Genomic DNA, 13054 nt, shown 5'->3' on the forward strand with positions numbered 1-13054 from the left:
GACCTTGATTGACCCTGATCGACCAACTCTGCCTGACGCAGAGCTGGCGCGACCGTATGGCGGCCGTGGCGTCCCCTTCAGTGGACCCTGGGTATCTACCGCAGTTCCGCGCAAGAGGACAGCTCTCGGCGGCCCCCGCACGTCCGGGGACGCCACCAGGCGGCAGAAAGGCAAGGACCGTGGCCGACACGGTCGACACCTCCGCCGGCGCCCCCGAGGGCACCGCTCGGCCCCGTCCGGGTTACGGGCAGTTGCTGCGTACACCCGGCGCCTGGACGTTCCTGCTTCCCGGCTTCGCCGCGCGACAGCCCTTCGCGATGCTGACGATCGGCATCGTCCTGCTCGTCCAGCACACAACCGGTTCGTACGGCAGCGCGGGCGCCGTCGCCGCCGTCACCGGTGTCTCCATGGCGCTGTGCGCGCCGCAGAACGGCAAGCTCGCCGACCGGTTCGGCCAGCGCGCGGTGCTGGTGCCCGGAGTGCTGCTGCACGCGGCCTCCGTCACCGCGCTGACGGTGCTCGCGCTGGCGGGCGCGCCCCTGTGGGCGCTGTTCGCCGCCGCCGTGCCGACGGGCGCCTCGGTCCCGCAGGTGGGGCCGATGGTGCGGGCCCGCTGGGCGGCGCTGCTCGGCTCCTCCGAGGGGCGGGCGCGGCTGCTGCCGACGGCCGCCGCGTTCGAGTCCGTCACGGACGAGTTCACCTTCGTCATCGGCCCGGTCGTCGCGACCGCGCTGTGCACCGGTGTGCACCCGGCGGCGGGACTGATCGCCGAGGGGGCGCTGACCCTGGTGGGCGGGCTGCTGTTCGCGGCGCGCAAGGGCACCCAGCCGGAGCCCGCGGGGCGGCGTCCGGCCGGTGCGCGGCGTGCGAGCGGTACCGGTGGTGCCGCCGGGGCGCGGGTCCCGGCGCTGTCCGTACCCGGCGTACGGGTCCTGGCCGTGGTCTTCCTCGGTATCGGCTCGGTCTTCGGCGGGATGCAGGTCTCCCTCACCGCGTTCTCCGAGGAGATCGGCGACCCCGGTGCGAACGGCCTTCTGTACGGAGTCTTCGCCGCCGGCAACATGCTCGCGGGAATCGTGTGCGGTGCCGTCGCCTGGAAGACCGGCCCCCGCCGCCGGCTCATCGCCGGTTACGCGGGCCTGACCCTGGCCGCCTCAGGGCTGTGGGCCGTGCACTCGGTCCCGGTGCTCGCCGCGCTCGGCCTGCTGGTCGGGCTCTGCATCGCGCCCGCGCTGATCGGCGGCTACACCCTGATCGAGCCGCTGGTCCCCGCCGAGGCCCGTACGGAGGCCTTCACCTGGCTGACGGGCTCGGTCGCGCTGGGCCAGGCGGGCGCGGTCACGGCCGCCGGGCAGCTCGCGGACGCGTACGGCGCGAGCGCCGGGTTCGTGGTGCCCCTGGTCGGCACCGCGCTGGCCCTGGTCACGCTCGTCGCTCTGCGCTCGCGGCTCACGCCGAAGGCGTCGGGCCGCGTCGCCGCGCGTGGAATGGGTCACCGCGTGCCGGTGGCAGTGGACTGATCCAGCGGAATGCGTCACTATGGAGCGTCGTTAGCACTCATTGAGTGAGAGTGCCAGGAGGAACAAGTGCCGACCTATCAGTACCAGTGCACCGAATGCGGCGAGGGCCTCGAGGCGGTGCAGAAATTCACCGACGATTCCCTCACCGTGTGCCCCGCGTGCCAAGGACGCCTGAAGAAGGTGTTCTCCGCGGTCGGCATCGTCTTCAAGGGCTCCGGTTTCTACCGGAACGACAGCCGCGGCTCGTCGTCGAGCAGCACGCCCGCCAAGACGGGCGCGTCGAACGGCTCGGGTGAGTCGAGCGGTTCGAGCGACAAGTCGGCGGGCTCGTCGTCGGACTCCAAGTCCACGTCCACGGCGTCGACCGGGTCCTCGTCGGGCTCCGGGTCGTCCGGCTCCGGTTCCTCCGGCTCGAAGTCGAGCGCGTCGAGCGGCAGCTCCAGCGGCTCCTCCGCCGCCTGATCGTCCGAAGTCCTCTCCAGGACCCCGCCGTACGGTAACGGCGGGGTCCTCGGCGTACTCCCGCGGGCCCACGGTGGCCCGCCCACGCCCGCCCTCCAGCCTTTAGGGTGATCGTCATGGCGACCAAGGCGAACGCAGAGGGCTCGAAGACCGCGGAGATCGGCGTCATCGGCGGCTCGGGTCTGTACTCATTCCTCGACGATGTGACCGAGGTCACCGTCGACACCCCCTACGGGCCGCCGAGCGACTCGCTGTTCATCGGCGACGTCGAGGGCAGGCGCGTCGCGTTCCTGCCCCGCCACGGGCGCGCGCACGACATCGCGCCGCACCGCATCAACTACCGCGCCAATCTGTGGGCGCTGCGGTCCGTGGGCGTGCGGCAGGTGCTCGGCCCGTGCGCCGTGGGCGGGCTGCGCGAGGAGTTCGGGCCGGGGACGCTGCTCGTGCCGGACCAGCTGGTGGACCGTACGAAGGCACGTACCCAGACGTACTACGACGGGGTGCCGCTGCCCGGTGGCGGCGCCTCCAAGGTCGTCCACATCTCGCTGGCCGACCCCTACTGCCCCGAGGGGCGTCGGGCGGCCCTCGGGGCGGCGCGGGGGCGCGAGTGGGAGCCGGTGGACGGCGGGACGCTGGTCGTCGTCGAGGGACCGCGTTTCTCGACCCGCGCCGAATCGCGGTGGCACGCGTCGATGGGCTGGTCCGTGGTCGGTATGACGGGTCACCCCGAGGCCGTACTCGCCCGTGAACTGGGGCTCTGCTACACGTCGTTGACGCTCGTGACCGATCTGGACGCCGGAGCCGAGACGGGCGAGGGCGTCTCGCACGAGGAAGTGCTGAAGGTCTTCGCCTCCAACGTCGACCGGCTGCGTACGGTGCTGTTCGACACCGTGGGCGGATTGCAGGCGGACGAGACACGGGACTGCCTGTGCTCGCACGCGCTGGACGGCATCGACACGGGGCTTGAGCTGCCGTAAACGCGTGGAGCGGACCTCGTTCGGGTGAGCGAGATATTCACATCCGGGTAGTTGTCCACAGGCTTCTGCGGGATTCCGGCGGGACGTGGATCGTGAGGGGCGGTCAGCGAGAACTCCTCACGCCAGGTGGTGGTTGCCATGTCCCGTTCCCGTTCGTTCTCCCACGCCCCGTCCCGATCTCTCTCTGCGCATGCCCGTTCCTCCCGTCCCTCCGATCCGACGGTCTCCCCGCCCGTGCCGGTGCCCGCGCCCGTGGCAGCCGCGCCCGCGCCGTGCGGGGTGCCGGCGTTCGATCCGGTGCGGGTGGGCGGCGGTGGGCATCGGCTGCGCAGGGCCCTGCTCCGTCGGCGTCGGGCGATGGCGGCGGGGCTGGCGGTGACGGCCGCGGCGCTGGCGGCTTCGGGCGCCGGCGGTCCCGGTGTCGCTGCGGGGGCGGAGGAGCGTGCCGCGTCCCGCGCGGCGGCGCGTGGGGGTGGTGGTGAGGGTGCGCCGGGCGCGGGGGCCGCAGCCCGGCCGGGTGCGCCGGAGGCCCGGTTGGTGACGGCTCCGGTGCGGATCGCGGATGTGGCGACGGTCCGGCTGCTGCGACCGGGCGACCGGGTCGATGTGATCGCCGCCGCCCACTCCCCCGCGGCCGGGGATTCGGATGCCCGGGTGATCGCGACGGGCGTGCTGGTGGAGTCCGTCCCACGGGCTCCGGAGAGCGCCGGCGACGGTGGGGCGCTGGTCCTGCTCACCGTCGCGCGTGATGTGGCGGCGGAGTTGGCGGGCGCGAGCGCGAACTCCCGGCTGGCGGTGACGCTGTGCTGAGCCGCCTAGCGCCGGCCGCCGCTTCTCGTGGTCGTACTGATGAGCACACTGGTCACACGAAAGCATGGGCGGATTGGACAGCCGGGGCGCGAGTTACCCAAGGTGTCAGGGCGATTGGCTGTTCCCGTCGCTGTCCCCACGGCAGATACGAAGAAGGGCTCACTGGTGAGCAAGGAGAAGGAGAGCGTGCTGGAAGGCTTCAAAGCCTTCCTGACGCGTGGCAACGTGATCGACCTCGCGGTCGCGGTGGTCATCGGCGCCGCGTTCACCAACGTGGTGAACTCCCTCGTGAAGGGCGTCATCAATCCGGTCGTCGGCGCGTTCGGCACCAAGGACCTGGACCGCTACTCGTCCTGTCTGCAGGCCCCCTGCGAGACGAACGAGGCGGGCGAGGTGGTGTCGGGAATCCCGATCATGTGGGGGACGGTGCTGAGCGCGACCCTCAGCTTCCTGATCACCGCCGCCGTCGTGTACTTCCTGATGGTCCTGCCGATGGCCAAGTACCTGGCCAGGCGCGCCAGGCAGCAGGCCGCCAAGGAGCAGGTGGAGGAAGTGCTGGAGGTGAGCGAGCTGGAGGTCCTGAAGGAGATCAGGGACACCCTGGTCGCCCAGCAGCGGGGGCAGGAGCGCGGCGCTCCCTAGGGAGTGTGCTGCCGACCCGGCCGGGCCCGCGGGGCCCGGGGGCGCTCAGATGTGGTGGGGCGGCTTCTCGTCCAGGAAGCGGGCCAGGTCGGCGGCGCTGTCGCCGCTCGTGGTCTGCCCGTCGCCCCAGCCGGTGTCCGTGTCGTCCGGAGACTGACGGTCCAGCGGGTCGTCGAAGACCAGCGGCGGCTTGGGCGGGCCCGGCTTCGGCGGGGCCGGCCGGGGCGGCTCCGTGCTGGTGTCACGTGGGCCGGGAGGGGGTGTGGTGCTCATGCCTCCAGGGTACGGCGGCGGGCCCGGCCGGCTGGGAACCCGCCGTCGGCGGGGCCGGGACCGTGGTACGCATGGGGCCCATGGCACTCAATGACGCACTGACGGATGTGGCGGGGATTCGGGTCGGTCACGCGCGGGTGGCCGGGGACCGGGCCCTGACCGGTACGACGGTCGTCCTCGCGCCCGAGGGCGGGGCGGTGGCCGCCGTGGACGTACGGGGCGGCGGGCCCGGCACCCGGGAGACCGACGCGCTCGATCCGCGCAATCTGGTGCGGCGGGTGGAGGCCGTCGTACTGACCGGCGGCAGCGCGTTCGGGCTCGACTCCGCGGGCGGGGTGATGGCGTGGCTGGAGGAGCACGGGCGGGGTGTGCGGGTCGGGCCGGATCCGTCGCAGGTGGTGCCGGTCGTCCCGGCCGCCTGTGTCTTCGATCTGGGGCGCGGTGGCGACTGGCGGGCCCGCCCGGACGCCGCCACGGGCCGCGCGGCGGTGGAGGCGGCGGCCCGTACGGAATCGGGGGCCCCGGTGGCCGAGGGGGCGGTCGGCGCCGGGACCGGGGCCGTGGTGGGCCAGTTGAAGGGCGGGGTCGGCACGGCGAGTGTGCGGCTGCCGTCCGGGATCACCGTCGCGGCTCTGGTCGTCGCGAACGCGGCGGGCTCCGCGGTCGATCCACTGACGGGCGTGCTGTACGGGCGGTACTTCGAGGGGCGTTCCGGCCGGCCGCCGGCCGGTGTGCACGAGGCGGCCCTCGCGCGTCTCGCGGAAATCCGGGAGCGCGAGGGGCGGCCTCCGCTGAACACCACGCTCGCCGTCGTGGCGACCGACGGCGACCTCTCCAAGGCCCAGGCGCAGAAGCTCGCGGGGACGGCGCACGACGGTATCGCGCGCGCCGTCCGTCCTGTACATCTGCTCAACGACGGCGACACCGTCTTCACGCTCGCCACCGGGGAACGGCCGCTCGAAGCCGGGGATCCGCTGGCGCTCAACGAGCTGCTCGCGGCCGGGGCCGACGTCGTGACCAGGGCAATCGTACGGGCGATGGTGGCGGCGGAGGGGGTTGACGGACCCGGTGGCACGTTCCCGTCCCACCGCGATCTGTACGGCACGGACTGACGTCCGGCGCAAGGGAGTTGAGGGGGGCTCGAAGGAACTTCTCGCGCGCCCCCAATCGTTTTACCGAACTTGGGACGCAATCTCAGTCCCAGGGGCTACGTTATGCAATCACCAAGTGACATGTGGCGACGGCCTGGAGACCCACCTTGAACGATCCATATGAGACAAGCGAGACGCATCTTGAGCGTCTCCTGGGTCGGGCACTCAACTCCTTCGATCTGCCCGACGCCGTGATCGAGCGGCTCGACTCCGCTCTGGCGCACGCCAGTTCAATGCGGTCCTCGCACCACAGTGCGGGGCTGCATCGCGAGACCTACCGGCATACCTACCTGCTTGCCGACAGCACCGCCCTCACCCTCTGGGAGCTGGTCCACAACACCGGGCGCGACGGCGCCGAACAGCACGAGCTCTACACCGACGAGCACGAGGTGCGCCTCGCCGCCTCCCGGCTGCGCCGCCCCGGCGGCGCGGGCGGTACGGGCAGGGCCACCGTTTCCCCCCTCGACCCCCTCGACCACCTCGATCCCGCCGACCACGCCGATTCGCTCTTCGAGTCCCGTTTCGAGCCCGGCCTCGGCGGGAGTCTCGATCCGAGCTTCGAGTCCGACCTCGCGGCCGATCTCGAACTGCTCAGCGGACTGCTGACGGCACCGCAGACACCGCTGCCCCGGGTGTACCACCCGGACAACTCCGCCGACCACGCACGCCGGGTGCTGCGCCGCGCGGAGAACATGGACCGGCCGGGTGAGGAGATCGCGGGACCGCTGCGGGCCGCCTTCGCCCACCAGATCACCCAGGTCTTCGGCCGGTACGGCCATGTCGAGGGCAAGGACGCCGGGTTCACGCTGTACGAGCACGCGTTCCTGCTGCTCGACGGCACGGAGACGAGCCTGTGGGAGGTCGAGCACACGGCGACGCCGGACGGCCGCCACATGTGTGAGGTGTACGCCGCGCAGAGCGCCGCGCGCGAAGCCATGGAGCTTCGCGCGCGGGTCAGATGAGCGGGTGAGGCGGCTCAGACGGACGCAGGCACCTTGGGCGCGGTCCCGGACTCCGCGCCCGGGACGCCGCCCCGGCCGAGGTCCTTGCCGCCGCGACCGCCCATGCCCTTCAGCAGGACGACCAGAGCGGCGCTGACCGCCGTGCCGGCCAGGATCGCGATCAGATAGAGCACCGGGTTGCCGATCAGCGGCAGCACGAAGATCCCGCCGTGCGGGGCGCGCAGCGTGCACTCGAAGAGCATCGACAGCGCGCCCGTGACCGCGCCGCCCGCCATGGCCGACGGGATGACCCGCAGCGGGTCGGCCGCGGCGAACGGGATGGCGCCCTCGGTGATGAACGAGCCGCCGAGCACCCAGGCGGCCTTGCCGTTCTCGCGCTCGGCGCGGTTGAAGAGGGCGCCGCGCACGACCGTGGCCAGCGCCATCGCCAGCGGCGGGACCATGCCCGCCGCCATGACGGCCGCCATCACCTTCAGGCTGCCGTCGTTGGGGTTGGCGAGGCCGCCGACCGCGAATGCGTAGGCGACCTTGTTGAGCGGCCCGCCCAGGTCGAAGCACATCATCAGGCCGAGGACGACGCCGAGGATGATCGCGTTGGCGCCGGACAGCCCCGACAGCCAGTCCGTCAGGGCCTTCTGGAGTTCGGCGATGGGCTTGCCGACCACCAGGAACATCAGGAAGCCGACGACGGCCGATGAGATCAGCGGGATGACGACGACCGGCATGATGCCGCGCAGCGCGGCGGGCACCTTGATCCGCTGGACGGCCATGACCGTGCCGCCGGCGATGAGACCGGCGGCGAGGCCGCCGAGGAATCCCGCGTTGATGGTGAGCGCGATGGAGCCGCCGACGAAGCCGGGGACCAGACCGGGGCGGTCGGCCATCCCGTACGCGATGTACCCCGCGAGGACCGGCACCAGGAAGCTGAACGCCAGGCCACCGATCTGGAACAACAGGGCCGCCCAGCTCGTGGAGTCCGTCCACACGAAGTGTTCGGCGACGGAGGGCGCCTTGTCGACGGTGTAGCCGCCGATGGCGAAGCCGAGCGCGATCAGGAGTCCACCGGCCGCGACGAACGGGACCATGTAACTGACGCCGGACATCAGCCACTTGCGGAGCCTGGTGCCGTAGCCCTCGCCGGGGTCGCCCGCCTCGTCGACGGGTGAGCCGGTGGCGGCGGCCGTCGTCTCGCCACGGGCCGCCTTGTCGCGGACCTCGGCGATCAGCTCGGCGGGTCGGTTGATGCCTGCCTTGACGCCGACGTCGACGGTCGGTTTGCCGGCGAAGCGTTCCTTCTCCCGCACCGGCACGTCGTGCGCGAAGATCACGCCGTCGGCCGCGGCGATGACGGCGGGGTCGATCCGGGTGAACCCGGCGGAGCCCTGCGGTTCGACGACGACCTCGACGCCTTCGCTCTGACCGGCCTGCTCCAGGGCCTCGGCGGCCATATAGGTGTGCGCGATGCCGGTGGGGCAGGAGGTGACGGCGACGACACGGAAGACGCCGGGAGCCGGTTCCGGGGCGGCCGGCGCGTCCGCCGGGACATCCGCCGGGACATCCGCCGGGACATCCGCCGGGGCGGGCGGCCCGGGCGGTGTCTCGCCGCTGATCAGGCTCGCGGTCGCCGCCGGGTCGGTCGCCGCGCGCAGCGCCGCGGTGAAGTCCGGGTCCATCAGACGGCGGGCCAGGGCGGAGAGGATCGTCAGATGCGCGTCGTCGGCGCCCGCCGGGGCCGCGATCAGGAAGATCAGGTCGGCCGGGCCGTCCGGTGCCCCGAAGTCGATGCCCCGGGCCGGGCGTCCGAACGCGAGCGTCGGCTCGGTGACGTGCTCGCTGCGGCAGTGCGGTATGCCGATCCCGCCGTCGAGCCCGGTCGGCATCTGCGCCTCGCGGGCGGCCACATCGGCCAGGAAGCCCGCCAGGTCGGTGACGCGGCCCAGAGCCGCCATGCGTTCGGCCAGCGAGCGGGCCGCGGCTTCCTTCGTCTCTGCGGCCAGGTCGAGGTCGACCAGGTCCGCGGTGATCATGTCGCTCATCGCGGGCTCCTTCGGGGGGAACGGTTCGGGGACGTGGAGGTCATGAGGCGGGCTCCGAGAGGGGGCGGTCCAGGGGGATGTCCGCGGACACGGTGACCGCCCGCGGGTCGAGGTCCGCGGGCGACGGCATGACGCTGCCCGGCAGTTGGACGGCCGCGGCGCCGTGGGCGACGGCCGAGGCCAGCGCGGCAGGGCCGGTGCCGCCCGCCGCGAGGAAACCGGCGAGCGAGGCGTCACCGGCGCCGACGTTGCTGCGGACGGCCGCGACGGCGGCCGAGCCGAAGTACACGCCCTCCCCGGACACCAGGAGCTGGCCGTCGGCGCCGAGGCTGGCGAGGACGGCCCCGGCGCCGTACGCGCGCAGCTCCTCCGCCGCCTTGAGCGCGTCGCCGACGGTGGCCAGCGGGCGGCCGACGGCGGCGGCGAGTTCGTCGGCGTTGGGCTTCACGACGTCCGGGCGCTCCCTGAGGGCGGCCAGCAGCGAGGCGCCGGAGGTGTCGAGCGCGATCCGGGCGCCGGCGGCGTGCGCGCGGGCGACGAGTTCGGCGTACCACCGGGGGCCGAGCCCGCGCGGCAGGCTGCCGCAGCAGGCGATCCAGTCGCCCTCGGCGCCCACCGCGTGGTCGCCGAGGGCGGACAGCAGGGACTCCGACTCGGCGGGGGTCAGTTCGGGGCCGGGCGCGTTGATCTTCGTCAGTGTGCCGTCGGGTTCCGCGAGGGCGATGTTGGAGCGGGTCGCGCCGGTGATCGGTACGGGGGCGACGTCGATGCCCTGCCCGGCGAGGAGCCGGGCGACGAGCGCGCCGGGCGCGCCGCCGAGGGGCAGCACGGCGACGGTACGGTGCCCGGCCGCCGCGACCGCGCGCGACACGTTGACGCCCTTGCCGCCGGGGTCCATCCGCTCGACGGTCGCGCGCAGGACCTCGCCGCGGTCGAGGGCGGGGATCTCGTACGTACGGTCGAGGCTCGGGTTCGGGGTGACGGTGAGTATCACGCGGGGCCCCTCCGGGTGGTGGTGGACGCGGGCCGTGTCCGGAAAGTCCCGCCCGGCCCGCCGACGGCGTTGCCCGCCCTAGACACCGAGCACCTCCGTGCCCGCGCTCTCGATCGCCGTGCGGGCGGCGGGGGCGAGAGCGGTGTCGGTGATCAGCAGGTCGACATCACAGAGGGCGCCGAAGCGGGCGAAGTGCTCCTGGGCGTGTTTGGCGGAGTCCGCCAGCAGCACCACGCGGCGGGCCGCGGCGACCAGTGCGCGTTTGACGGCCGCCTCGGCGAGGTCGGGCGTGGTGAGGCCGCCCTCCGGGGAGAAGCCGTTGGTGCCGAGGAACACGACGTCGGCGCGGATCTCGCCGTACGCGCGCAGCGCCCACGCGTCGACGGCGGCGCGCGTGCGGTGGCGGACCCGGCCGCCGACGAGGTGCAGGTCGATGCCGGGGTGATCGGCGAGGCGCGCGGCGACGGGCAGGGCGTGGGTGACGACGGTGAGTCCGCTCTCCAGCGGGAGCGCGGCGGCGAGCCGCGCGACCGTTGAGCCCGCGTCGAGGATCACGCTGCCGGTCCGGGGCAGTTCGGCGAGCGCGGCGTGCGCGATGCGGTCCTTCTCGTCGGCGGCGGTGGACTCGCGCTCGGCGAGGTCGGGCTCGAAGTCGAGGCGGCCCGCGGGGATGGCGCCGCCGTGCACCCTGCGGACGAGGCCGGCGCGGTCGAGGGCCTTGAGGTCGCGCCGTACGGTCTCGGCGGTGACCTGGAACTCCTCGGCGAGCGACAGCACGTCGACGCGGCCTCCCTCACGGGCGAGGCGCAGGATCTCTTGCTGCCGCTCCGGTGCGTACATGTGGGTTTACGTCCGTTCGATGCCCGAGTCTGTGGTTTCGGGGTCACGTTACGGGCAGGGCCCTCGGAAGTAAACACACACGGACGGAGGCCCTCCGGGGGTGGCGGTTGCCCTCCGGGTGTCCTCCCGGCGGGGGTGCGGGGTTTCTGGTTGCGGTTGTGGGTCGTGGTCGGGGTGCGGGGCCTCCGGAGGCGCATGTCCGGACGGCGTGATTTACGGCGCGTGCAGGGTTCGTTGGACCCGCTGACCCGGCTTGTTCACGCGCCACAAATCAGCCTGAGTGTCCGAACACGCACCTCCTACGACCCCGCCCCCCTCCCGCCGCCCCGACACCGGTACGGGCCCCCCGGTCCGCCCCGACACCCGCAACGGTCACCGACCCCGGTCCGCCCTCCTGCGGATAATCCCGGTGGTCGCCGGCCCCGGGTCCGTCTGCCGCGGGTGATCCCGGCGGTCACCGCCCCCGGTCCGCCTCACGCCGCGAGGGACACCGGCACGGGCCACCCCCGGCCCGCCTCCCGCAGGTGATCCCGCCGCCCGCACAGACAGGCGCGTCCCTCTTCCCGCGGGAGGGAAGGGGGACGCGCAGGGGTCGTGGCCGGACACTCAGGCTGATTTGTGGTGCGTGGACAACCCGGGTCGTCGGGTCCAACGAGCGGTGCACGCGCCGTAAATCACGCCGTCCGGGCATGACCCCGGAGCGGCACCCGGCAACCGGCCCGCACCACCGAAGCCCGGCCGGCGATTGAGGCCACCCACCGGCACCCCGCTCCAGCCCGCACGGGCAGCACCCCGGCCCCGGAAGCGGGCCCCGGCCACCGGCCCGCACCACCCAAGCCCGGCCGGCGATTGAGGCCACCCCACCCCGACCCATCACCACCCGCACCGCGTCACGCCGCCCCCACCCCCCTCCGCGGCAGCGCGAACATCAGCAGGAAGATGCCCGCCAGCACCGCCACCACCCACCACAGCGCGTTCTGGAACCCCGCCTCGAACGCCGACGCCACCCCCGTGGGCGTCGTCGCCCGGTGGTCGTCGACCGCCCCGAAGAAGACCACCGACACCAGCCCGAGACCCAGCGCGTTGCCCATCTGCTGCACGGTGTTGATGAGTCCGGACGCCGAGCCCGAGTGCTCGCTCGGTACGTCCGACAGCACCGCGTCCGTCAGCGGCGCCACGATCAGCCCCATCCCCAGGCCCATCACGACCAGCGGCGGCACCATCTGCCAGGTGGTGATGTCCGCCCCGTAACGCCCGGCCTCCCCGAGGTAGAGCAGGACGCCCGCCGCCATCGTGAGCGCGCCGGTCTGGAGGACCTTGCGGCCGAACCTCGGCACCAGCTTCTGTACGGAGAGCGCGGCGGCCGTGGAGACCGCGAGCGAGAACGGCAGCCCGGTCAGACCCGCGTGCAGCGGGCTCCAGCCGAGGCCGATCTGCATGTAGAGCGTCCAGACCAGGAAGAAGATACCGAGGCCGACGCCGAAGGTGAGCTGTACGGCGATACCCGCGGCGAAGCTCTTGACCCTGAACAGGGACAGCTCCACCAGCGGCGACCCGTCCTTGCGCGTCTTCGCCTTCTCGTACGCCACGAACGCCGCGAACACCAGCACGCTGCCCGCCATGCACAGGTGCCCCCAGAGCGGCCAGCCCAGCTCGCGGCCGCGGGTGAGCGGGTATATCAGCATCAGCAGCGCCCCGGTCACCAGGACGACGCCGACCACGTCGAGCCGCAGGGCCTTCGGCGCCCTGGACTCGATGATGAACCTGCGGCCGAGGATCAGTCCGGCGACGCCCACCGGCAGATTGATCAGGAAGATCGGCCGCCATTCGAGTCCGAAGAGGTTCCACTGGGTGAGCAGCGCGCCGAGGAGCGGTCCCGATACGGCGCCGAGGCCGATGACCGCGCCGAACATCCCGAAGACCTTGCCGCGTTCGTGCGCCGGGAAGGTGACGTGGATGATCGCGAGCACCTGGGGCACCATCAGCGCGGCCATCGCGCCCTGGAGGAGCCGGGAGCCGACGAGCATCTCGGCGTTCACCGCGAATCCGCAGAGCGCGGATGCGAGGGTGAAGCCGGTGATGCCCAGGAGGAAGAGCCGCTTGCGGCCGTAGATGTCACCGAGCCGGCCGCCCGTGATCAGTCCGGCGGCGAAGGCCAGCGCGTATCCGGCGGTGATCCACTGGATGGCGCCGAAGGTGGCCGAGAGGTCCCGCTCGATGCTGGGGACGGCGATGTTGACGATGGTGACGTCGACCAGGTCCATGAAGGCGGCGGTCATGACCACGGCCAGCGCGAGCCAGCGCCGGCGGTCGCCGGGCGCCGGTGTCGTGACGGGGTCGAGCGTTCTGCGCGGTGCTGTCGCTGGGGAAGTCATGCCGGAAAGCTA

12 protein-coding genes are annotated in these 13054 nt (G+C 72.8%); 7 read left to right on the plus strand and 5 right to left on the minus strand.

Annotation, left to right across the window (positions count from 1 at the left end):
- Positions 1–179: 179 nt before the first annotated feature.
- The 5 genes from ACZ61E_RS26310 (at position 180) to mscL (ending at position 4411) form a co-directional block, all read left to right on the plus strand.
- A complete protein-coding gene (locus tag ACZ61E_RS26310) occupies positions 180–1520 on the plus strand; it encodes an MFS transporter (protein WP_469702340.1) in 1341 nt (446 codons plus the stop codon).
- A gap of 66 nt (positions 1521–1586) precedes the next feature.
- The gene (locus ACZ61E_RS26315; RefSeq protein WP_469702341.1) at positions 1587–1982 is read left to right on the plus strand and encodes an FmdB family zinc ribbon protein; all 396 of its coding nucleotides are present in this window, start codon (positions 1587–1589) and stop codon (positions 1980–1982) included.
- 116 nt (positions 1983–2098) lie between these two features.
- Complete coding sequence (locus ACZ61E_RS26320) at positions 2099–2959, plus strand: S-methyl-5'-thioadenosine phosphorylase (protein WP_469702342.1); 861 nt, start codon at positions 2099–2101, stop codon at positions 2957–2959.
- Positions 2960–3097: 138 nt separating this feature from the next.
- Entirely contained in the window at positions 3098–3769 is a 672-nt protein-coding gene (locus ACZ61E_RS26325) for a hypothetical protein (RefSeq protein WP_469702343.1), read from the plus strand.
- Between the two features lie 165 nt (positions 3770–3934).
- Positions 3935–4411 carry a large conductance mechanosensitive channel protein MscL gene (gene mscL, locus ACZ61E_RS26330; protein WP_469702380.1) on the plus strand — a complete coding sequence of 159 codons (477 nt, stop codon included), beginning with the start codon at positions 3935–3937 and terminating at the stop codon, positions 4409–4411.
- 45 nt (positions 4412–4456) lie between these two features.
- Here mscL and ACZ61E_RS26335 read toward each other — a convergent pair whose 3' ends face one another.
- Positions 4457–4684, minus strand: a complete 228-nt coding sequence (locus ACZ61E_RS26335; RefSeq protein WP_469702344.1) for a hypothetical protein — start codon at positions 4682–4684, stop codon at positions 4457–4459.
- A gap of 80 nt (positions 4685–4764) precedes the next feature.
- Here ACZ61E_RS26335 and ACZ61E_RS26340 point away from each other — a divergent pair, with 80 nt between their 5' ends.
- Positions 4765–5796: a P1 family peptidase gene (locus ACZ61E_RS26340; RefSeq protein ID WP_469702345.1), complete on the plus strand. Its 1032-nt coding sequence runs from the start codon at positions 4765–4767 to the stop codon at positions 5794–5796.
- Between the two features lie 146 nt (positions 5797–5942).
- Positions 5943–6797 (plus strand): DUF6227 family protein, encoded by an 855-nt coding sequence (locus ACZ61E_RS26345; protein WP_469702346.1) that lies wholly within the window; start codon positions 5943–5945, stop codon positions 6795–6797.
- A gap of 14 nt (positions 6798–6811) precedes the next feature.
- Here ACZ61E_RS26345 and ACZ61E_RS26350 read toward each other — a convergent pair whose 3' ends face one another.
- The 4 genes from ACZ61E_RS26350 to ACZ61E_RS26365 form a co-directional block, all read right to left on the minus strand.
- Positions 6812–8833 carry a PTS fructose transporter subunit IIABC gene (locus ACZ61E_RS26350; protein ID WP_469702347.1) on the minus strand — a complete coding sequence of 674 codons (2022 nt, stop codon included), beginning with the start codon at positions 8831–8833 and terminating at the stop codon, positions 6812–6814.
- Positions 8834–8873: 40 nt separating this feature from the next.
- The gene (gene pfkB, locus ACZ61E_RS26355) at positions 8874–9827 is read right to left on the minus strand and encodes a 1-phosphofructokinase (protein WP_469702348.1); all 954 of its coding nucleotides are present in this window, start codon (positions 9825–9827) and stop codon (positions 8874–8876) included.
- A 78-nt stretch (positions 9828–9905) separates the two neighbouring features.
- Entirely contained in the window at positions 9906–10667 is a 762-nt protein-coding gene (locus ACZ61E_RS26360) for a DeoR/GlpR family DNA-binding transcription regulator (RefSeq protein WP_469702349.1), read from the minus strand.
- An 890-nt stretch (positions 10668–11557) separates the two neighbouring features.
- Positions 11558–13042: an MFS transporter gene (locus tag ACZ61E_RS26365; protein WP_469702350.1), complete on the minus strand. Its 1485-nt coding sequence runs from the start codon at positions 13040–13042 to the stop codon at positions 11558–11560.
- Between the last annotated feature and the right edge of the window lie 12 nt (positions 13043–13054).

Source organism: Streptomyces sp. NPDC104581 (assembly GCF_055583685.1).

Coding starts and splice junctions, on each gene's coding strand:
- ACZ61E_RS26320 (WP_469702342.1), top strand. CDS start 2,099: ATGGCGACCAAGGCGAACGCAGAGGGCTCGAAGACCGCGGAGATCGGC.
- ACZ61E_RS26350 (WP_469702347.1), bottom strand. CDS start 8,833: ATGAGCGACATGATCACCGCGGACCTGGTCGACCTCGACCTGGCCGCA.
- ACZ61E_RS26325 (WP_469702343.1), top strand. CDS start 3,098: ATGTCCCGTTCCCGTTCGTTCTCCCACGCCCCGTCCCGATCTCTCTCT.
- ACZ61E_RS26335 (WP_469702344.1), bottom strand. CDS start 4,684: ATGAGCACCACACCCCCTCCCGGCCCACGTGACACCAGCACGGAGCCG.
- ACZ61E_RS26360 (WP_469702349.1), bottom strand. CDS start 10,667: ATGTACGCACCGGAGCGGCAGCAAGAGATCCTGCGCCTCGCCCGTGAG.
- ACZ61E_RS26365 (WP_469702350.1), bottom strand. CDS start 13,042: ATGACTTCCCCAGCGACAGCACCGCGCAGAACGCTCGACCCCGTCACG.
- ACZ61E_RS26340 (WP_469702345.1), top strand. CDS start 4,765: ATGGCACTCAATGACGCACTGACGGATGTGGCGGGGATTCGGGTCGGT.